We start from the raw sequence: 21,245 nt of genomic DNA, 5'->3' as shown, positions 1-21,245 counted from the left end.
GGCCAATGACAGTCGGGATCGTCATGCTGGTGCATACCGCGCTGGGCCGCGCCGAGCAGGTGGCGCGGCACTGGCATGCCGCGGGCTGCCCGGTGGTGATCCATGTTGACCGAAATGTTGCGCGCAAGACCCATGATGCCTTTGTAAAGGCGCTGTCGGATTTGCCTGACCTGCGGTTTTCACGCCGCCATCGCTGTGAATGGGGCACGTGGGGCATCGTCGCCGCATCACAAAGCGCATCGGAACTCATGCTGGAGGAGTTTCCACAGGTCCGGCATGTCTATCTTGCCTCGGGGTCATGCTTGCCATTGCGCCCGGTGCAGGAACTGATCGACTACCTGGCAGCCCGGCCGCGCACCGATTTCATCGAAAGCGCAACCACCGCTGACGTGCCCTGGACGGTAGGCGGGCTGGATCATGAGCGGTTCACGCTGCGCTTTCCGTTCAGTTGGAAAAAGCACCGCCGCCTGTTTGACGCCTATGTTCGCCTGCAACGCCGCCTGCGGCTGCGTCGGCAGATTCCGCGGGGCATCGTGCCACACATGGGCAGCCAGTGGTGGTGCCTGACGCGGCAGACGCTGTCGGCCATCTTGCAAGACCCCGAGCGTGAAACGTACGACAGCTATTTTCGCAAGGTCTGGATCCCCGATGAATCCTATTTCCAGACGCTGGCGCGATTGTATTCCACCAATATCGAAAGCCGCTCGTTGACCTTGTCGAAGTTCGATTTCCAAGGAAAGCCACATATCTTTTACGACGATCACCTGCAGCTGTTGCGGCGATCCGATTGCTTTGTGGCGCGCAAGATCTGGCCCCATGCTGATCGCCTCTACGAGGCATTCCTGACAGATGCCGCCGGTGCGATGAAGCGGACCGAACCGAACCCCGGAAAGATTGACCGCATCTTTGCCAAGGCTGTGGAAAAACGGACACGCGGGCGCCCGGGCCTGTATATGCAAAGCCGGTTTCCCAATTCCGATTGGGAGAACGGTTTGACCTCGGGGCGGTATTCGGTCTTTTGCGGCTTTGCCGATCTGTTCAAAGATTTCGAGCCTTGGCTGCACAAGGCAACAGGTGCGCGGGTGCACGGGCACCTGTTTGGCCCCGAGAGGGTTGAGTTTGCGCAGAACCAGACCACGATGAACGGCGCGCTTTCCAGCGACGCGACGCTGCGCAACTACAACCCATGTGCGTTTCTGACGAACCTGATCTGGAATACACGCGGCGAGCGGCAGTGTTTCCAATTCGGGCCGGCCGACAACCAGGAAATCAACTGGTTGATTGCCAAGGATCCAAATGCGCAGATATCGGTCGTATCGGGGGCTTGGGCTGTGCACTTGTTCAATTCCAATCGGAATTTTGCCGATATTCGCAAAGAGGCCGCACATTTGCAGCGTGTCGAAAGCGAGTTTCTGAACGTGCTGCGCAGCCCGTATTCCAAGGCGCGCATCCGTATCTGGACAATGGCCGAATTCATCGAGGCCCCGATGGAGCCCCTGCAATCCATCATCGACGAGATTGGCAGCAAATCCTTGCGGCGCCTGGCCGAGGTGCCGAAGATGGCCGATCTGAAGGGGTTCGGGCAGTTCTTGCAGAACCTCAAGAACCAGGGGATGCACCCCTACCTGATGGGCGATTTCCCGGTTGCGCGGGACCTGGACCCACAGCAAAGCCGCCCACGCAAACCTTACCTGGTCAAGTAACGCATGTCGCAACCCTTCGATTACTTCGTCGTCTTCGCCGAGATGCGGACCGGCTCGAATTTTCTGGAAACCAACCTGAACGCCTATGACGGGGTCACCTGTCATGGTGAGGCGTTCAACCCCCATTTCATCGGTTATCCGAACCGATCCGAGATTTTGGGTGTCACGCAAGCGATGCGCGATGCCGATCCGTTAAGGTTGGTGACAACCATTCGTGATCAGGCCGGGGGGCTTGGTGGCTTTCGCTTTTTCCACGATCACGATCCGCGCGTGCTCGAGGTTTTGCTGGGCGATCCTCGTTGCGCCAAGATCGTGCTGACGCGCAACCCGGCGGAAAGCTATGTAAGTTGGAAGATCGCACAGGCCACAGGACAATGGAAACTGACAGATGGCCGCCGCCGCAAAGACAGCCGCGTGACATTCGACCGCGATGAATTCGAGGCGCACCTGGGTGCGCTGCAAGAGTTTCAGCTTAGGGTGATGAACGCGCTTCAGGTGACAGGTCAAACAGCCTTCTACGTGGATTACGAAGACCTGCAAAGCGTCGAGGTGATGAACGGGCTGGCCCGTTGGCTTGGGGTGTCCGACCAATTGGACAGTTTGGATCAAAGCCTGAAAAAACAAAACCCCGAGCCAATGTCTGAAAAGGTCACCAATTTCGAGGCAATGGCAGAGGCATTGGCACGTCTTGACAGGTTCAACCTGAGCCGCACACCCAATTTCGAACCGCGTCGCGGTGCCCAGGTGCCCAGCTTCGTGGCCGCGGCGCGGGCGCCGCTGTTATACATGCCTGTCCGGTCCGGACCCGAGGCGCAGGTGATGGCATGGCTGGCCGCCTTGGATGGCGTCGGGCCGGAAGACTTGCACAGCAAGTTCAGCCAGAAAACGATGCGTCAATGGAAGCGTGCCCACCCCGGCCACCGCAGTTTTACAGTGCTCCGTCATCCGTTGGCTCGGGCGCATGATGCCTTCTGCCGCAGGATCCTGACGGTTGGGCCCGGCGGCTATGCTGAAATTCGCAAGACCTTGCGCAAACAATTCAAGCTGCCGATCCCTGGACGTGAGCCCGGCGAAGATTATGACAGGCGGGCGCATCGCGCGGCCTTTGTCGCTTTCTTGGAGTTTCTGAAGAAAAACCTGAACGGCCAAACGGGCATCCGCGTGGATGCCGGTTGGGCCAGCCAGGCCAGCGTGCTTGAAGGCTTTGCCAATTTTTCCCTGCCCGACCTGATCTTGCGCGAGGAAGATATGCCCCGCACCTTGCCTGATCTGGCCAGCCAACTGGGCTGTGCCAGCGTGCCGCAGGTGCCCGAGGCCGATCCGGCCGGTCCTTTCGATCTGGCCGATATTTACGACAGCGAGATCGAGAAACTGGCCGCGCAGGTGTATCAGCGCGATTACATCATGTTCGGATTTGAAAGCTGGGGCTGAAAGGTCGGCCCTTGCACAAGTGTCAGGCGGCCTGCACCGTCTGACCTTCGGTCAGAATGGTATACAGCGTTTGCGCATCCTTGTTGGCGCGCAGCTTGTTGCAGATCGATGCCTCGCGAAGGGTGCGCGACACCAGCGCTAGTGCCTTGAGATGCTCAACGCCTGCCTCTTCAGGTGCGAAGAGGCCAAACACGATATCAACAGGTTGCCGGTCGACCGCGTCGAAATCGACCGGCTTTTCCAACTGGATGAATACGCCGATAACCTCGGTCACACCATCAAGGCGCGCATGAGGCAAGGCAACGCCATGTCCGACGCCGGTCGGGCCAAGCGACTCGCGCTCCATCAGGGCTTCTACCGCGCGATTGGCATCGATTCCGTAAGCGCTCGATGCCAGGTCACCCAAGTCATGCAAAAGACGCTTTTTGCTCGAGCTCGAGGAAATGACTTTGACTGCCTCGGGCTTGAGGATCTTCGAAAGTTGCATGTGCCTGTATCTCCGGCGGGCCGCGTTACCGCGGCCCATACGCTTTTGTCAGTTGGGGTCAATCCAGCCTATATTGCCGTCTTCGCGGCGATAGACCACGTTCAACCCTTCCTTGCCTTCGTTCCGGAACACCAAGACCGGCGCCCCTGCGAGTTCCATCTGCATCACCGCTTCGCCAACCGAAAGGGCAGGTATGCGGGTTTCTATTTCAGCGATGATAATCGGCTGGAGGCTTTCCGGCTCCGACTCGTCACCATCCTTTTCAGAGGCGAGGATATACGAGGGTGCGTTCATAAGTTCAACCGGTTCGGCACGCTCGCGGTGATGGTCCTTCAGCCGGCGCTTGTAGCGGCGCAATTGCTTGTCCATCTTCGCGTTGCAGCCATCAAACGCGGCATAGATTTCGTGCGCGCTCGCCTTGGCCTGCGCGGTCAGTCCGGTCGACAGATGCACAACGGCTTCACACACGAACTCATGCCCAGACTTTGAAAAAACCACGGTCCCGTCAGTGGGGCGGCCGGCATATTTTGCAATGGTCGAGCCCAGCTCATCCTTGACGTGGGTCTGAAGAGCCTCGCCGATATCGATTTGCTTGCCGGTGATCTGGTAGCGCATCTTGTCTCCTTTGCGTGACAAATCGGGGTTTGTCCGGTCGCGGGATGCGACCGACTTTTATTATGCCCGAATGCTGGTAAACGACAGTTTCAAGGGCTGCGACCTTACCGGCCCAGAAGTGCAGGGCTGTCGCGGCGTCGGTGCGGAAACCTTGAATGTCATAACTCTATTTGAGATGAGTCGGCCCGCAACTGTCAATCGAAACCGGGTAAACAGCGCGAGATCGCGGCATTATGCCGGGTCAGGACATACGGAAATTATCGCCCAGGTAAACGCGCCGCACATTGTCGTTTTTCACCACTTCGTCTGGCGTGCCGGACATCAGAACCTTGCCATCATGCAGGATATAGGCGCGATCGACGATTTCCAGCGTCTCGCGGACGTTGTGGTCGGTGATCAATACGCCGATGCCGCGTTTTTTCAGGTCGGCCACCAGGTGACGGATATCGCCCACGCTGATCGGGTCGACCCCGGCAAACGGTTCATCAAGCAACAGGTATTTCGGATCGGCAGCCAGGCAGCGGGCGATTTCGACGCGCCGCCGCTCCCCACCAGACAGCGCAAGCGCGGGCGCGCGTCGCAGGTGTTCGATGGAAAATTCGCTTAGCAACTCTTCCAGCCGCTCGCGGCGTTTGTGCCGGTCCTTGACGGCGATATCCAGAACAGCCGAAATGTTGTCTTCGACGCTGAGGCCGCGAAATATCGACATTTCCTGTGGCAGGTACCCGATGCCAAGTTGGGCACGTCGGTACATGGGCAGGTTCGTCACGTCGCGACCGTCAAGCATCACTTGCCCGGCCTCGGTATTCACAAGACCGGCGATCATGTAGAATGTCGTCGATTTGCCACAACCATTGGGCCCCAGCAGGGCCACCACCTCGCCGCGGTTCAGCTCCATGCTGAAATCACGGATCACGACCCGTTTCTTGTAGCTTTTGCGCAGGTTCAGGATGTGCAGCCCAAGATCACCCTTGGTGACGGTCAGTTCAGGGCGGGCCATGCGCATCATTCCTGCTGTTGCAGGATGGTTTTCACACGCCCCTGCATCTGTGCCGCACCTGTATTGAGGTTCACGGTCATCTCGTCTGATGTCAGCGCGTTGCTGCCCTGTGTCAGCAGCACGTTGCCGCTCATCACGACCACGCCGCTGTCTATGTCGTAATCGGCGCGCTCGGCCTCGGCCGCGTCGGGGCCGCTGACCAGCGTTACGCCGCCCGTTGCCTCAAGTCTGCGGATGCGGCTCTGATCTTGGTTATACACAACACGCACCTGCTGCGCGCCCAGGCGCATTTCGCCCTGGCCGATCACGACGTTGCCAGTGAACACGGCGGTGTTGTTGTCCTGGTCCACCGAGAGCGCGTCGGCACTTAGTTCGACCGGTTTCGAGGTATCCTGCCGGATGCCGCCGAAGGCGACGCTTGCACCCTGTGCAAAAAGGGATGCCGGCACCAAAAGCAGGCAGCACAGAACCAATGCGTTACGGATAAAAGTCAAGGCTTTCCCCCCGGGTTTTGAGGATCGTATATCAGCTTGACGCGGTTTGTGAAAAGTAATCGTGCATGGCCGCTTGTCGAATCGCTTTCAAGTTGCATGCGCCCGGCGGAAAAGCTGCCAAGTGGTCCAGTCCCCTGAATCGGGCCTGTGCTGGTCACGTTCAGCACGTTGAGCGAGGTCGTCAGCTCTTCCGTCGTGATCCGGTAGCCGGTCGAGCTGGTCACGACAGCGCCACCGATCAGCCGGGCTTGTTGCAGGCTGGTGTTCACTTCGCCCTGATTGGCGTTGAATTCGACCGACGCCCCGCCCGAAAGATCGATCTTGGCCGAAAGGTTCTCGGCCAGAAAGCGATCTCCATCTTCCGGGTCGAGTTTCGCGGAACTTGCGGTAAGCGAAATGAAATCGCCCCGTTCGGTGGAGCCGGCAAAATTAGGTGCAGTCACGCGCTGTTCGCGAACGCGTTCTTCGATTTCACCTTGGCTGAAGGGGATGGATTGTGTCGGGTCGATATCGCGGGACAAAAGGAAAAGCGTCGACAGCAGCCCCAGCGCCGCAATAGGCAAAGCGATCCGCAGCCAGGCAATCAGGCGCGGGTAGTATCTGTCGCGGCGGCTCATGCACGGGCGCCTAGTGGGCGAAGATGTCGGTTTCGGGCCAGCCTTCAAGATCCAGTCGGGCGCGCATCGGCAGAAAGTCGAAACAGGCTTGTGCCATTTCGGTTCGCCCTTCGCGGGCCAACATATCATCAAGCACCGATTTCAGCCGGTGCAGATGCAAAACATCCGATGCGGCATAGTCCAGTTGCGCGGTGCTCAGTTCGGATGCGCCCCAGTCGCTGGATTGCTGTTGTTTTGAAATGTCGACGCTCAAGATTTCCTGCAGCAGGTTCTTTAGCCCGTGGCGATCAGTGTAGGTGCGCACCAGCTTGCTGGCAATCTTGGTGCAATAAACCGGCGCCGTCATGGCGCCAAAAGCGTTGTAGAGCGCCGCGATATCGAAACGACCAAAATGAAACAATTTCAGGATATCGGGGTTTTCCAGCATCGCGCACAGGTTGGGTGCCTCTGTCTGGCCCTTCTCGATCTGAACCAGGTGTGCATCGCCATCGCCGCTCGACATCTGGACCACGCATAGTCGGTCACGATGTGGGTTGAGCCCCATGGTCTCGCAATCGATCGCAACGACCGGACCGAGATCCAGCCCGTCAGGAAGGTCGCCTTTGTAAAGTTGGTTTCCCATGTCCGTGTCCTGCCTAAGTCGGGGGTTGGCCGATGTTATCGAGTTTGCGGGGGGTGAGTTCAACCAGTTTGTCGTTTCATCGCTTTGCGGCCTGGGCCGACAGGCTGCGCATTTCCGACGATAGGGCAATCTCGGAATTGGTAAGGTAGGCTTGGTGGTTGGCCTCGATCCGGGCGTCGTCGTAAAGATAATTCACCATGGCTCCCCAGGAATTTTCGATGCCCCGCACGCTTTCATCGGCCCCGGCGTGGACATGGGCAAGCATCGCACCGTTGCCAAGGTGGAAATGCGCCACCGGGTCAAGCGCGCCGCCACGCGCCCGGCGTGCGCGGGTCAGGTAAAATGCAGTGATTTCGCGCAGCACGGCTGGGTCGGGAGCCGTATCCGGTGCAAGGTCGCGAAGCGCCGCAACGTGGCGCGCGGGAAGTTGCGGTTCTTCCGCGTTTACCTGTTCTTCCAGCCACTTGCGCAATCCGGGAACGGGCGACAGCGTGACAAAAGTGTCAAGCTGGGTCTGATCGCGGCGCAGCTCTTCGACCACCTGCTTGATCAGGAAATTGCCAAAAGAAATTCCGCGCAGCCCTCCATGGCAGTTCGAGATCGAATAGAACACCGCAACACGCGCGTTCTCTGGTGCGATGCGTTTGCGGGTCGGGTCTAGGATAGCGCCGATCGCGCCGGGTATCTCGCGTGTCAGCGCCACCTCTACGAAAATTAGTGGATCATCCGGCATGGCCGGATGGAAAAAGGCAAACAGCCGGCGGTCGGGGTCGCCGACGCGTTGGCGCAGGTCATCCCAGCCGCGGATCTCATGCACGGCCTCGTAGGTGATGATATTTTCCAGGATGTTGGCGGGTGTGCGCCAGTCGATTTGGCGCAGCTCCAGGAAGCCCCTGCTGAACCACGAGGCAAAGAGATGGCGAAAATCCTGATCGAGGCTGGCCAGTTCGGGGTTGCCGCGCGTTTCGCGCAAGAGATGGGCACGCAGCTTGACCAGCCGTGCCGTGGCGCCGGGCACACGGTTGAGTGCGCGGATCAATTCCTGGGTTCGTGGCTCGGCGGCGAAATGCAGACGGCGTGCAGCGGTGACATCGCCCGGCACATAGGTTGCCAATGCGTGCTGAAGCCGGGTTTCGTCAGGGCCGAATTCGGCAGCGATACGGGCAAAGGCTGCATGACGGTCTTCTTGCGTCGCTTGTTCCAGGCGGTCGAGAATATGCCGGGCCAGCACGAGGCCGGAAACCTCGCTGCGGGTGCCGAGCAAAGAATGGCACATATCAACGGTATCTTGGTTGGCTCTGCCACGGCCCAAAGAGCCCAGGCCCGACCCGGCAAGTCGGCGAAAAAGATCGGAAATGAAACGGGTTTCTGCCATCTTGTGCTCCTGCCTGTGCCGGTTCGCGGCGGCGTGCCGTTAGCGTCGGGCAGGGACTATACGACAGCTCTGCGTCATGGTCACGCAACGAAGATTTCAGAAGGTCAGGAAAATGGTGCCCAGGAGAGGACTCGAACCTCCACGTCCATAAGGACACTAGCACCTGAAGCTAGCGCGTCTACCAATTCCGCCACCTGGGCAGGTGTCGTGAGCAGGTCGTTTAGACCTGCCGCGCATTGGTGTCAACGGAGATTTCACAATTTTTACAGTTCGTCCAATCACCTTGTTCCTGCGCGCGGATGGCGGTAGGAAAAGACAGGATTATTCAGGCCGGAGGCTGTCATGTCGAAACTCGTCACCATCTATGGCGGATCGGGCTTTGTGGGCCGGTATATCGTGCGGCGCCTGGCCCGGAACGGCTGGCGCGTGCGCGTGGCCGTGCGCCGCCCGAACGAGGCGATGCATGTCAAACCTGACGGCGTGGTTGGCCAGGTCGAGCCGGTATTTTGCAACATCCGTGACGACAACAGCGTGCGCAGCGTGATGCACGGGGCCGACGCCGTGGTAAACTGCGTGGGCACCTTCGACGCGGGCGGCAAGAACAATTTCGATGCCGTGCAGCACGAAGGCGCCGAGCGCATCGCGCGTATCGCGGCCGAAGAGGGCGTCGCGCGGATGGTGCACATCTCGGCCATCGGGGCCGATACGGATGGCCCCAGCCGCTATGCCCGCACCAAGGCAATGGGCGAAGAGGGCGTGTTGCAGCACATGCCCGGCGCGATGATTCTGCGCCCCTCGGTGGTGTTCGGGCCAGAGGATGCGTTCTTCAATCGCTTCGCCAGAATGGCGGCGTCGCTACCCGTGTTGCCGCTTGTGGGGGCAGGCACGAAATTTCAGCCAGTCTACGTTGGTGACGTGGCCGCGGCCGCGACGATGGGCGTCGAAGGTCAGGCCAGCGGTATTTATGAGCTTGGTGGCCCTGATGTGCGCACCTTCCGCGAGTTGATGCAAGAAATGCTCGGGGTGATCCAGCGCCGCAAGATCATTCTGAACATGCCGTTCTGGGTCGCGCGGGTCATGGCTTTTGGTCTGGACATGGTGCAGGCCGCGACGTTGGGGCTGGTCAAGAACAGCATGATCACCCGAGACCAGGTCAAAAGCCTGACTGTCGATAACGTGGTGTCGCCCGATGCCAAGGGGTTTGCCGATCTGGGTATTCAACCTACCGCAACCGAGGCGGTCTTGCATGAATACCTTTGGTCCTACCGGCCCTCGGGGCAATATGCGGCGCTCAAGAATTCTGCCAGGAATCTGCGCACCTGATCAGCTGTATCCGATCCAGAGCAGCACCCCGCCCAGTATCACGCGGTAGATCACGTAAGGCGTAAAGCTGACGCTGCGCAACAGCCGCATCATTAGTGACAGCGCTGCAAGCGCCGCGACAAAGGCAAACACGGCGGCGATGGCGCCGTCGCGCGCAGCGGCCGAATTGGCAGTTGCCGCCACTTCGAAACCCAGCAACGTGCCACTGGCGAAAATGACGGGTATCGACATCAGCATGGCGATCCTGGCGCCGTCTTGGCGGTCATAGCCCAGCATCCGTGCGGCGGTAATGGTGATACCCGACCGCGAAGTGCCCGGAACCAGCGCCACGGCCTGCCACAGCCCCATTTTCATGGCATCCGCCATGCCCCAATCGCTGACCTGCTTGTCGTTTGCGCCGCGTTGATCGGCCCAATACAGCAACAGCCCGAACAGCAGCATGGTCCAGCCGATAACCGTGATGCTGCGCAGCGCATCGTTCAGGCCGGTGACCTTCAGGACCAAGCCAAACAACACGGCAGGTATTGTTGCAACGATCAATAGCAGCGCCAGCCGCGCACCGGGTGTGTCGGCGCGACCGACTGCAAGGCGGGGTAATCCCGCCAGGGCAGCACGGACATCGTCGCGAAAATAGATGATCACGGCGAAAAGCGTGCCGACATGAACGGCCACGTCAATGATCTGGCCCTGATCGGACATGCCGGTCACGCCGGGCAGAAGGATCAGGTGCCCCGAAGAGGAGATCGGCAAAAACTCGGTAATGCCCTGCACGACGGCAACTAGAAAGATGTGGAAGAGGCTCATGCACGTCGGCTCCCTTGGGTGAATCCTTTGCTAGCGTTGTTCGAATCAAAGGTGAAGCAAGCATATAGGTCCGAAGTGGTCATAATTATTGCATGGAAACCGCAGTTTGCACGAACCATGCGGCAAGAAACCGCAAAATAGGTCAGCATAAGTTACTTTTATTTACACAGAGGGTAGAATATACGGACGCGACTGAATGAAATCCAAGCGGAGGCTTCGACCGTGGCCCAGCAACCGATGTTGAAATTCGTTACGATCCCGCGCGACATGCCGGACAAGCGCGGCGCGGACGAGCGCAGGAAAGATTTCGATGAAATCTATGCCGAGTATGCTGCCGAAAAGGCGGCTGAACAATCGGCGCGCTGCAGCCAGTGCGGCGTCCCCTATTGCCAGTCGCATTGCCCGCTGCACAACAATATTCCCGACTGGCTGCGCTTGACCGCCACGGGCCGCCTGCAAGAGGCATACGAGGTCAGCCAGGCCACCAACACCTTTCCCGAAATCTGCGGACGCATCTGCCCGCAGGATCGCCTGTGCGAAGGTAACTGCGTGATCGAACAGTCGGGCCACGGTACCGTTACCATCGGCGCAGTTGAAAAATACATCACCGACACCGCGTGGGAAAAGGGATGGGTCAAACCGATCACCCCTTCCCGGGAGCGCCCCGAGTCTGTCGGAATCATCGGCGCGGGCCCCGGCGGGTTGGCCGCCGCCGATATGCTGCGCCGCGCCGGTGTGCAGGTCACGGTTTACGATCGCTATGATCGCGCGGGCGGCCTGATGACCTATGGCATCCCCGGTTTCAAGCTGGAGAAGGATGTGGTGATGCGCCGCAATGACCAGCTGGCGCAGGGCGGCGTGGAATTCGTGATGGATTGCAACGTGGGCGAGGATATATCTTTCGACGAGATCCGCGCCAAGCATGACGCCGTTCTGATTGCCACTGGCGTCTATAAAAGCCGCGACCTGGGCGGGCCGGGCGCGGGGGCGCAAGGCATCGTCAAGGCGTTGGATTACCTGACCGCATCAAACCGCGCCGCCAATTTCGGCGATAGCGTCCCCGAGTACGAAAGTGGCGAACTGAATGCCAGCGGCAAGAAGGTTGTCGTGATCGGTGGTGGCGATACGGCGATGGACTGTGTGCGCACGGCGATCCGGCAAGGGGCAGAAAGCGTCAAATGTCTGTATCGTCGTGACCGCGCCAACATGCCGGGCAGCCAGCGCGAGGTGCAGAACGCCGAGGAAGAAGGCGTGCAATTCGAATGGCTGACCGCGCCAAAGGGCTTTGCCGAAAAGGAGGGCAAGGTCTCGGGTGTGATGGTGCAGAAAATGCGCCTGGGCGCCCCGGACGTGACGGGCCGCCAAACCCCCGAGCCGATCGAGGATGCGGATTACGTCGAGGATGCCGACCTGGTCATCAAGGCGCTTGGCTTCGAGCCCGAAGAACTGCCCCGGCTCTGGGGCGTGGACGGGCTGGAAGTGACCCGCTGGGGCACCATCAAGGCCGAGTTCACTAGTGGCAAGACCAGCCTGGATGGCGTCTTTGCCGTGGGTGACATCGTGCGCGGTGCGTCGCTTGTTGTCTGGGCCATACGCGATGGCCGCGACGCGTCCGAGGCGATCCTTGAGTACCTGGGCCAGTCGGCCGCCGTGGCTGCGGAATAGGCCGGAACGGCGGACGGATCTGAAATGACACGCGTCGGTAAAACCGAAGCAATTGAAGGGGGCACCGAATGACGATGCGACAAACCCTTTTCGCGGCGTTGCTGCTGGCCACGCCCGCGACAGCCGAGAACCCGCCTTATGCCGGGCAGGAGGCGCGGGACATCGCCTCGCTTTCAGCCGAGGACCAGCGCGCCATCATGGCGGGCGAAGGCTGGGGGCTGGCCCTGCCCGCCGAGTTGAACGGGTATCCGGGCCCGCTGCACGTGCTGGAACTGGCCGATGCCTTGGGCCTGTCCGATAGTCAGCGCACCGAGGTTCAGGCGGTGTTCGATGCGATGAAATCCGACGCGCAAGAGGCGGGCCGCGCCTATGTCGAGGCCGAGGCAATGGTAAGCCACATGTTCCGTGCGGGCCATGCCAACGACCAGCGGTTGAACATGATGCTGCACCAGTCGGCCGAGGCACTGGCGGCGCTGCGGGCTGTGCATTTGCGCGCGCACATGGTGGTGACCTCGATGCTGAGCGACGAACAAGAAGAGATTTACGCGCAAAAGCGCGGCTATGACGGGGCGCATGGCGGGGCCGATCACGGCACCCATGCCCACCACTGAAAAGGAGGCCTGAAATGACCAAGTTTGATGCCGATTGGGCGCGCCGCGAAGAGGCCAAGCGCAAGTGGCTGGCCGAGACTGGCCTTTATTCCGAGGCCGAGGAAAAGGCCAACTGTGGTGTGGGCCTGGCCGTGTCGATAGATGGCAAGCCCAGCCGCAAGGTGGTGGAAAACGGGATCAACGCGCTAAAGGCGATATGGCACCGCGGTGCCGTTGATGCCGATGGCAAGACGGGCGATGGCGCGGGCATTCACGTGCAAATCCCGCCTGCCTTCTTTTATGACCAGATCGAGCGCACGGGCCACGCCCCCCGCAAGGATGAACTGATGGCGGTAGGCCAGGTCTTCTTGCCGCGCACCGATCATGGCGCTCAGGAAACCTGCCGGACCATCGTCGAAACCGAAGTGCTGCGTATGGGGCACTACATCTACGGTTGGCGGCATGTGCCGGTGAACGTGGGTGTGCTGGGCGAAAAGGCCAACGCGACCCGCCCCGAGATCGAACAGATCCTGATTTCCAACGCCAAGGGACTGGACGAGGAAACGTTTGAGCGCGAGCTTTACGTTATCCGCCGGCGCATCGAAAAGGCAGCCGCGGCGGCAGGCATCAACAACCTGTATCTTGCGTCGCTGTCATGCCGGTCGATCATCTACAAGGGTATGATGCTGGCCGAGCAGGTCAGCGAATTCTACCCCGACCTGCAGGACGAGCGGTTCGTTTCGTCCTTTGCGATCTATCACCAGCGTTACAGCACCAACACCTTCCCGCAATGGTGGCTGGCGCAGCCCTTCCGCATGTTGGCCCATAATGGCGAGATCAACACGCTACGGGGCAATGTGAACTGGATGAAAAGCCATGAAATCCGCATGGCCAGCGCCGCCTTCGGCGATATGGCCGAGGATATCAAGCCGATCGTGCAATCGGGCAGCTCGGATTCGGCCGCGCTCGACTCGGTGTTCGAGGTGCTGGTGCGTGCCGGTCGCAACGCCCCGATGGCCAAAACGATGCTGGTGCCCGAAAGCTGGTCGAAGCAGGCCGTTGAATTGCCGCAATCTTGGCGGGACATGTATTCTTATTGCAACAGCGTGATGGAGCCGTGGGACGGCCCCGCCGCGTTGGCCATGACCGATGGCCGTTGGGTTTGTGCCGGACTTGATCGCAACGGGCTGCGCCCGATGCGCTACGTGATCACCGGTGACGGTATGCTGATTGCGGGGTCCGAGGCGGGCATGGTGCCGATCGACGAATCCACGGTGCGCGAAAAAGGCGCGCTGGGTCCGGGCCAGATGATCGCCGTCGACATGGCCGAGGGCACGTTGTTCCATGATGTCGAGATCAAGGACAAGCTGGCCGCAGCGCAGCCCTTTGGTGAATGGGTTGGCAAGATCACCGAACTTGACGAGGAACTGGCCAAGGTCACCGAAAAGGCGATTTACTCGGGCGACGCGCTGCGCCGCCGCCAGATCGCGGCCGGCTATACCGTTGAAGAACTGGAGCAGATCCTGTCGCCGATGGTCGAGGATGCCAAGGAAGTGCTGGCCAGCATGGGGGATGATACGCCCAGTGCCGTTCTGTCCAAGACATATCGCCCGTTGTCGCATTTTTTCCGGCAAAGTTTCAGCCAGGTGACGAACCCGCCCATCGACAGCCTGCGCGAATACCGGGTGATGAGCCTGAAGACGCGGTTTGGTAACCTCAAGAACGTGCTGGACGAAAGCAGCAGCCAGACCGAGATCATCGTGCTGGACAGCCCGTTCCTGGGCAACGCCCAATGGGAACGCGTGGTCAAGGCGTTCAACGCCGACATGGTCGAAATCGATTGCACATTTGCCGGGGGGCCGGGTGCGCTCCAGGCGGGGTTGGAACGTATCCGCGCCGAGGCCGAGGATGCCGTGCGCAGCGGCGCCGGGCACCTGGTGCTGACCGACCAGCACCAGGATGCCGACAGGGTCGCCATGCCGATGATCCTGGCCACCAGCGCAGTGCACAGCCACCTGACGCGCAAGGGGCTGCGAACCTTCTGTTCGTTGAACGTGCGCAGCGCCGAATGCATCGATCCGCATTATTTCGCAGTGTTGATCGGCTGTGGTGCGACCACGGTCAACGCCTACCTGGCCGAAGATTCCATCGCCGACCGGATTGAGCGTGGGCTGCTTGACGGCCCGCTGACCGAGGCGGTCGCGCGCTACCGCGAGGCGATCGACCAGGGCCTTTTGAAGATCATGGCCAAGATGGGGATCAGCGTGATCTCGTCCTATCGCGGCGGCCTGAACTTCGAGGCGGTGGGCCTGTCCCGCGCGATGTGCGCCGAGTATTTCCCCGGCATGACCAGCCGCATCAGCGGTATCGGTGTCAGCGGTATCCAGAAGAAGGCAGAAGAGGTCCATGCCCGCGGCTGGAAATCGGATGCGGTGATGCCCATCGGCGGATTCTACAAGGCGCGTAAATCGGGCGAAACGCACGCTTGGGGCGCGCAGACAATGCACATGATGCAGATGGCCTGCAACAAGGCCAGCTACCAGATGTGGAAACAGTATTCCGCCAAGATGCAATCGAACCCGCCGATCCATCTGCGCGACCTGCTGGCGATCAAGCCGATGGGTGAAGCGATTGCGATCGAAGAGGTGGAATCGATTACCTCGATCCGAAAGCGCTTTGTGACGCCAGGCATGTCGCTTGGGGCGCTCAGCCCCGAGGCGCACAAGACGCTCAACGTGGCGATGAACCGGATCGGCGCCAAGTCTGACAGCGGCGAAGGCGGTGAAGACCCCGCGCATTTCGTGCCCGAACCCAACGGTGACAACCCCAGCGCCAAGATCAAGCAGGTGGCCTCGGGTCGCTTCGGCGTGACGGCGGAATACCTCAACCAGTGCGAAGAATTGGAAATCAAGGTCGCCCAGGGCGCCAAGCCTGGTGAGGGTGGACAGTTGCCCGGCATGAAGGTCACCGACCTGATCGCGCGGCTGCGTCATTCGACCAAGGGCGTCACGCTGATTTCGCCGCCGCCGCACCACGACATCTACTCGATCGAGGACCTGGCGCAGTTGATCTATGATCTGAAGCAGATCAACCCGCGCGCCAAGGTGACTGTTAAACTGGTGGCATCCTCGGGCGTGGGCACCATTGCCGCGGGTGTGGCCAAGGCCAAGGCTGACGTGATTCTGATTTCGGGCCATAACGGCGGCACCGGGGCCAGCCCCGCGACCAGCATCAAGTACGCGGGGCTACCGTGGGAGATGGGCCTGACCGAGGCACACCAGGTTCTGGCGATGAACAACCTGCGCGACCGGGTGACGCTGCGCACCGATGGCGGGTTGCGCACGGGCCGTGACATCGTGATGGCCGCGATGATGGGCGCCGAAGAATACGGCATCGGCACCGCCGCACTGATCGCCATGGGCTGTATCATGGTGCGCCAGTGCCAGTCGAACACCTGCCCCGTCGGTGTCTGCACCCAGGACGAGAGCTTGCGCGCCAAGTTCACCGGCAATGCCGACAAGGTGGTGAATCTGATCACCTTCTACGCGCAGGAGGTGCGCGAGATCCTGGCCAGCATCGGGGCACGCAGCCTGGATGACGTGATCGGACGGGCCGACCTGCTGACGCAGGTCAGCCGTGGCAGCGCGCATCTGGACGATCTTGACCTGAACCCGATGCTGATCACCGTCGATGGTGCTTCGGAAATCGTCTATAACCGTGACAAGCCGCGCAATGCCGTGCCCGATACGCTGGACTCGGAAATCGTGCGTGATGCCGCGCGGTTCCTTGAGGACGGCGAAAAGATGCAACTGTCTTACGCGGTGCAGAACACGCATCGAACGGTGGGCACCCGCCTCAGCAGCCATATCGTGCGGCGGTTCGGAATGCGCAACTCGCTCCAGCCCGATCACCTGACGATCAAGCTGACCGGCAGCGCTGGGCAGTCGTTGGGGGCTTTTGCCGCGCCTGGGTTGAAGATCGAGGTGTCGGGCGATGCCAACGATTACGTCGGCAAGGGATTGTCGGGTGGTATCATCGTGGTGCGCCCCCCGATGGCCAGCCCGCTTGTGGCCAGCGAGAATACCATCATCGGCAACACCGTGCTGTATGGGGCGACCGAGGGCTGCCTTTTTGCGGCCGGTCGTGCCGGGGAACGGTTCGCCGTACGCAACTCGGGCGCCAGGGTCGTTGTCGAGGGCTGTGGCAGCAACGGCTGCGAATACATGACCGGCGGGATCGCCGTGATCCTGGGTGAAATCGGTGCCAACTTCGGTGCCGGCATGACCGGGGGCATGGCCTATCTTTACGATCCCGACGGGATGGCGCAGCCGCTGATGAACATGGAAACGCTGGTGACCTGCCCGGTCACGGTGGCCCATTGGGAAGCGCAGTTGAAGGGGCTGATCGAACAGCACCTGGCCGAAACCGGCAGCCGCAAGGCCGCCGACATCCTGCAGCATTGGGAAAGCGAGCGGGGTAATTTCCTGCAGATCTGCCCCAAGGAGATGCTTAACAAGATCCCGCATCCGTTGAGTCAGGAGCAGGACGCGATTCCCGCCGAATAAGACCAAGGCAAGGCGCCGCCGGGCCATGGCCCGGCGGCGCGCCTGCACGAATACCGGCGCACGCGTAACGGGCGCTTTGCAGTGGCGGGTGGCTGGCGTAAGGTCGCGCGCATCATGGCCCGATCGAGCAATAGGAAAACCGGCAAGTCAAAGCGCAAGACGGCGGCGAAACCCGGCGCCGATCCGGTGCGCGCGGCCTTTCGCGTGGGGATCAGCCCGTTGCGATGGCTGCGGCGCTGGGTATTGCGCGGCCTGTTGGCCGCGGTGCTGCTGCTGACGCTTTGGATAGTGGCTTACGGCGCGATCAACCCGCCAACGACACCCTATATCCTGTCGGAAAAACGCCGCTTGGGTGCGGTGGACCGCATCTGGGTCCCGTTCGATGCGGTGGCGCCGGTGATGGCGCGCAGCGTGGTTGCTGCGGAAGATGCCAACTTTTGTGCGCATTGGGGCTTTGACATGTCTGCCATACGCGCCGCGCTTGAGGACGGCGGGCGGCGCGGTGCGTCAACCATCAGCCAGCAGGTGGTCAAGAATGCCTATCTTTGGCAGGGGCGCAACTGGGCCCGCAAGGCGCTTGAGGCGGTGATGACTCCTGCGGTCGAGGCTGCGTGGTCAAAGCGACGCATACTTGAGGTGTACCTGAATATCGTCGAGTTCGACGAGGGAATTTTCGGCGTCGAGGCAGCTGCGCGGCACTATTTCGGGGTCGGGCCAGATGCTCTGAGCGCGGCGCAGGCCGCACGGCTTGCGGCTGTATTGCCCAACCCTAAGGCCCGCGATGCCGCCCGGCCTGGTGCGTTTGTGCAGCGCCGCGCCGCCAGCATCATGGATGGGGCGGAGACGATCCGCCGGGATGGGCGGGCCGCCTGTTTCGAGGATTGAATTTCCGCTTCCAAGCAGGCATTCAATGACAACGTTCCCAAAAAGGTCTGAATGAAAGCGCCCGCATGGCCCGATTGTATCACGTTCCCCTATCGCCATTTTGCCGCAAGGTGCGGCTGACACTGGCGGAAAAGAAGATCGAATGCGAACTGGTCGAAGAGCGGTACTGGGAGCAGTCACCGGATTTCCTTCGCCGAAACCCGGCAGGCAAGGTGCCTGTTCTGAAGATCGACGGCAAGACGTTGGCCGAAAGCACGCCGATCTGCGAATGGCTGGATGAAACCCACCCCGAACCCGCGCTGATTCCGCAAGAGCCGGATGCACGATACGAGGTGCGCCGCCTCGTGGCATGGTTCGACGACAAGTTTCATAACGAAGTCACCAGCAAACTTCTGTACGAGCGGGTGAACAAGAAGATGATGAAGCAGGGCTTTCCCGACAGCGGCAACGTGAAATCCGGGGCGCGGGCAATCAAGTATCACCTGGACTACATGGCCTGGCTGCTGGACCGGCGCCGTTGGCTGGCGGGCGACGTGATGACGCTTGCCGATTTCACGGCGGCTGCGCATCTTTCGGCGCTTGATTATATCAGCGACGTGGACTGGAACCGCAGCGACGTGTTGAAAGACTGGTATGCCAAGATCAAGTCGCGCCCCGCGTTCCGCAGCATATTGGCCGACCAGGTGCCAGGCTTTCCACCGCCGGCGCATTATGCCGACCTCGATTTCTGATCCGGCGCCGCGGGCCATGCCCGCGCCCATCGGCGGCGGGCTTTGCCCTTCCTGCGCTTGTGTTGCATTTTCCAACAGAGTTTGCAGGTCAGGATGACAGAAGATCTGAAAGCCAGGTTGGTGGCTCAGGCCCGGGCCGAGGGGTTCGACCTGGCCCGGATTTGTCGGCCCGATGCGGTGCCCGAGGTGCCCGCGCGGCTGGCTGCGTTCCTGGCGCATGACTATCACGGGCAGATGGGGTGGCTGGCCGATCGCGCACATTGGCGGGGCGACCCGGCGGTTCTGTGGCCCGAGGCGCGTTCGGTTATAATGCTGGGCGAGAGTTACACCCCCGAGGATGATCCGATGTCTCTGCTGTCGGAGCGTGACCGGGGGGTGATCTCGGTCTATGCGCGGGGAAAGGATTATCACGACCTGGTAAAGAAGCGGCTCAAGCGATTGGCGCGCTGGCTTATCGCCGAGGCCGAGGGAGAACACCTTGCCCCCCCGGAGGTAAAGGTGTTCGTCGATACCGCGCCGGTGCCGGAAAAGCCGTTGGGACAGGCCGCCGGTCTGGGTTGGCAGGGCAAGCACACCAACCTGGTAAGCCGGGATCTGGGCAACTGGTTTTTCATCGGTTCGGTCTTTACCACGCTGGAATTGGCGCCCGACGCGCCCGAAACCGATCATTGCGGCTCGTGCCGCGCTTGTCTTGATGTCTGCCCGACCGATGCCTTCCCCGCCCCTTACCAACTGGATGCACGGCGCTGCATTTCTTACCTGACGATCGAGCACAAGGGGCCGGTCGACCCTGAATTGCGCTCGAAAATGGGCAACCGCATCTATGGCTGCGACGATTGCCTGGCGGCGTGCCCGTGGAACAAGTTTGCCGTGACCGCGCGCGAAATGCGCTATGCTGCGCGGCCCGGGTTGGTCGGCCCGCACCTGGCGGACCTGGCGGTGTTGGACGATGCCGAATTTCGCGCGCGGTTTTCGGGCAGCCCGATAAAACGCATCGGGCGTGACCGCTTTGTGCGCAACGTGCTTTATGCCATTGGAAATTCCGGCGATCCCTCGCTGCGCCCTGTGGCGCAAGGCTTGACCGAAGATGCCGACCCCACGGTTGCCGATGCCGCGCGCTGGGCGGTGATGCGTCTGGGCTAATCGGCCGGTTCGACAATCCCGACGATGGGCCCCATGCGAAACCCCGGGTCCGAGCGACCAATCATGGGGGCGTGCAGCCGCGAGATATTGCCATCGAAGTAAAGCGCATTGGGCGTTTTCAGCGCGTCCCGGAAAAGCTGTGCAAACTGATGAAATGTCACCGCGCCTTGCGATATCGCGAAATAAGCGGTTTGGCCATCGGCGCTGGTGCCCACGCCGTTTCGCACGAAGCGGGATGTGCTGTCGGGCAGGAACCGCGGATGTAGCGCCCCGTCGATCACCAGCATTGGCCCCGACTGCGTGGCATATCGACAGTTCGGCGCCTGTTCCAGGAAACTGCGTGTTTCAATCACGTCGGCGCGGTCTTCACGGATGCAGAAAACACCGTTGGGCAAAAGCCCGAAATTACCGGAGCCTGCGGACGAGATGACATGCATCTTTTCCTGGCCGTCTTCCACGTAATGCCCGACCGGCGCCCGGTCCGGGTGATACATGCCCGCATTCATGGCAAAGCCAAGCTGCTGACCGTTCCTGGTCAGTTGCGTGTCGATATTCGTGAAATGCCCGTATTTCGCGCCTTGAGGGTTATCGAGGAACAGGCGCAGATCTTCCTTGCCGGCGTCAACCGCGCAGACGGTATAGGTATTGTCCTCGTGGGACATGTCATGACAGTCAACGGCCAGTGCCGGGGCGGCCGCCAACGCCACAATCAGCGCGATGGTGGCGCGCAGGCGCATCATTCGTCGTCCTGATCGTCCGTTTCGACATCCCGGCGTACGTCCTCTTTCGCGAAAAGGCGGCGGGTTTCGTCAAGCCGGTCAAATGTTTCATCGATTCGGAAGCGCAGGTCGGGGGTGAATTTCAGCCCGACTTTCTTGCCGATCATCCGGCGCAGTTCACCCTTGTTGCGTGCCAGCAGTTTCAGCACGTCATCCTGCCCGTCGCCGCCCAGGGGAAGCACATAGGCCGTCGCGATGCGCAGGTCGGGCGAGGTGGTAACCTCGCCCACCGTGATCGACAGGCGATTAAGGTCAGGGTCATGGATATCGCCGCGCGCCAGTACCTCGGACAGGGTGCGGCGGATCAATTCACCCACGCGCAGCTGACGTTGACTGGGGCCGGGACCATCTTGGAATTTGTTCTTTGCCATGCAACCGCATTTAAGGCTTTGTCGAGCCTTTGCCAATGGGCCGCG

General features: G+C 60.8%; 19 protein-coding genes and 1 tRNA gene. 9 read left to right on the top strand and 11 right to left on the bottom strand.

Annotated features, from left to right (window positions below):
* Positions 1–5: 5 nt before the first annotated feature.
* Together M8744_RS06915 and M8744_RS06910 are read left to right on the top strand one after the other, a co-directional pair.
* Entirely contained in the window at positions 6–1,703 is a 1,698-nt protein-coding gene (locus M8744_RS06915) for a beta-1,6-N-acetylglucosaminyltransferase (RefSeq protein ID WP_251411516.1), read from the top strand.
* A gap of 3 nt (positions 1,704–1,706) precedes the next feature.
* Complete coding sequence (locus M8744_RS06910) at positions 1,707–3,134, top strand: nodulation protein NodH (protein ID WP_251411513.1); 1,428 nt, start codon at positions 1,707–1,709, stop codon at positions 3,132–3,134.
* Between the two features lie 22 nt (positions 3,135–3,156).
* On the opposite strand, the gene M8744_RS06905 is transcribed toward M8744_RS06910, so the two are convergent.
* The 8 genes from M8744_RS06905 to M8744_RS06870 form a co-directional block, all read right to left on the bottom strand.
* The gene (locus tag M8744_RS06905; protein WP_251411509.1) at positions 3,157–3,621 is read right to left on the bottom strand and encodes a PTS sugar transporter subunit IIA; all 465 of its coding nucleotides are present in this window, start codon (positions 3,619–3,621) and stop codon (positions 3,157–3,159) included.
* A 48-nt stretch (positions 3,622–3,669) separates the two neighbouring features.
* A complete protein-coding gene (gene hpf, locus M8744_RS06900) occupies positions 3,670–4,236 on the bottom strand; it encodes a ribosome hibernation-promoting factor, HPF/YfiA family (protein ID WP_251411505.1) in 567 nt (188 codons plus the stop codon).
* 241 nt (positions 4,237–4,477) lie between these two features.
* Positions 4,478–5,236 carry an LPS export ABC transporter ATP-binding protein gene (gene lptB, locus M8744_RS06895; RefSeq protein ID WP_251411502.1) on the bottom strand — a complete coding sequence of 253 codons (759 nt, stop codon included), beginning with the start codon at positions 5,234–5,236 and terminating at the stop codon, positions 4,478–4,480.
* A 5-nt stretch (positions 5,237–5,241) separates the two neighbouring features.
* A complete protein-coding gene (lptA, locus tag M8744_RS06890) occupies positions 5,242–5,730 on the bottom strand; it encodes a lipopolysaccharide transport periplasmic protein LptA (protein ID WP_256474136.1) in 489 nt (162 codons plus the stop codon).
* Positions 5,727–6,347, bottom strand: coding sequence for an LPS export ABC transporter periplasmic protein LptC (gene lptC, locus M8744_RS06885; RefSeq protein ID WP_251411499.1), 621 nt, complete (start codon positions 6,345–6,347; stop codon positions 5,727–5,729). The genes lptA and lptC overlap by 4 nt, the downstream gene beginning before the upstream one ends.
* 10 nt (positions 6,348–6,357) lie before the next feature.
* A complete protein-coding gene (locus M8744_RS06880; protein ID WP_251411496.1) occupies positions 6,358–6,969 on the bottom strand; it encodes a ribonuclease D in 612 nt (203 codons plus the stop codon).
* A gap of 76 nt (positions 6,970–7,045) precedes the next feature.
* Positions 7,046–8,344, bottom strand: a complete 1,299-nt coding sequence (locus tag M8744_RS06875; RefSeq protein ID WP_251411493.1) for a malonyl-CoA decarboxylase — start codon at positions 8,342–8,344, stop codon at positions 7,046–7,048.
* A 113-nt stretch (positions 8,345–8,457) separates the two neighbouring features.
* A tRNA-Leu gene (locus M8744_RS06870) sits at positions 8,458–8,544 on the bottom strand.
* Positions 8,545–8,686: 142 nt separating this feature from the next.
* Between M8744_RS06870 and M8744_RS06865 the strand changes: the two genes are divergently transcribed.
* Positions 8,687–9,667 carry a complex I NDUFA9 subunit family protein gene (locus M8744_RS06865; protein WP_251411491.1) on the top strand — a complete coding sequence of 327 codons (981 nt, stop codon included), beginning with the start codon at positions 8,687–8,689 and terminating at the stop codon, positions 9,665–9,667.
* Here M8744_RS06865 and M8744_RS06860 read toward each other — a convergent pair whose 3' ends face one another.
* On the bottom strand, positions 9,668–10,471 hold the full coding sequence (locus M8744_RS06860) for an undecaprenyl-diphosphate phosphatase (protein WP_251411488.1): 804 nt from the start codon (positions 10,469–10,471) through the stop codon (positions 9,668–9,670).
* Between the two features lie 222 nt (positions 10,472–10,693).
* On the opposite strand from M8744_RS06860, the gene M8744_RS06855 reads away from it, so the two are divergent.
* From M8744_RS06855 to queG, 6 genes are all read left to right on the top strand, one after another.
* Positions 10,694–12,136 (top strand): NAD(P)-dependent oxidoreductase, encoded by a 1,443-nt coding sequence (locus tag M8744_RS06855; protein ID WP_251411485.1) that lies wholly within the window; start codon positions 10,694–10,696, stop codon positions 12,134–12,136.
* 68 nt (positions 12,137–12,204) lie between these two features.
* Complete coding sequence (locus M8744_RS06850) at positions 12,205–12,747, top strand: hypothetical protein (RefSeq protein ID WP_251411482.1); 543 nt, start codon at positions 12,205–12,207, stop codon at positions 12,745–12,747.
* A 14-nt stretch (positions 12,748–12,761) separates the two neighbouring features.
* A complete protein-coding gene (gene gltB / locus M8744_RS06845; protein ID WP_251411479.1) occupies positions 12,762–17,291 on the top strand; it encodes a glutamate synthase large subunit in 4,530 nt (1,509 codons plus the stop codon).
* Between the two features lie 114 nt (positions 17,292–17,405).
* Positions 17,406–18,176, top strand: a complete 771-nt coding sequence (gene mtgA, locus M8744_RS06840) for a monofunctional biosynthetic peptidoglycan transglycosylase (RefSeq protein ID WP_251411476.1) — start codon at positions 17,406–17,408, stop codon at positions 18,174–18,176.
* 65 nt (positions 18,177–18,241) lie between these two features.
* A complete protein-coding gene (fzlA, locus tag M8744_RS06835) occupies positions 18,242–18,907 on the top strand; it encodes an FtsZ-binding protein FzlA (RefSeq protein WP_251411473.1) in 666 nt (221 codons plus the stop codon).
* 93 nt (positions 18,908–19,000) lie between these two features.
* On the top strand, positions 19,001–20,050 hold the full coding sequence (gene queG, locus M8744_RS06830) for a tRNA epoxyqueuosine(34) reductase QueG (RefSeq protein WP_251411470.1): 1,050 nt from the start codon (positions 19,001–19,003) through the stop codon (positions 20,048–20,050).
* On the opposite strand, the gene M8744_RS06825 is transcribed toward queG, so the two are convergent.
* Positions 20,047–20,790 carry a phosphodiester glycosidase family protein gene (locus M8744_RS06825; protein ID WP_251411467.1) on the bottom strand — a complete coding sequence of 248 codons (744 nt, stop codon included), beginning with the start codon at positions 20,788–20,790 and terminating at the stop codon, positions 20,047–20,049. The two genes, queG and M8744_RS06825, sit on opposite strands and share 4 nt — an antisense overlap.
* Positions 20,787–21,200 (bottom strand): 30S ribosome-binding factor RbfA, encoded by a 414-nt coding sequence (gene rbfA / locus M8744_RS06820; protein WP_251411465.1) that lies wholly within the window; start codon positions 21,198–21,200, stop codon positions 20,787–20,789. The genes M8744_RS06825 and rbfA overlap by 4 nt, the downstream gene beginning before the upstream one ends.
* Positions 21,201–21,245: the final 45 nt, after the last annotated feature.

This window comes from Lutimaribacter degradans (assembly GCF_023703375.1).
Lineage (GTDB): Bacteria > Pseudomonadota > Alphaproteobacteria > Rhodobacterales > Rhodobacteraceae > Lutimaribacter > Lutimaribacter degradans.
The sequence above is the reverse complement of the archived record's forward strand: the minus strand, read 5'-3'. Positions and strand labels throughout refer to the sequence as shown.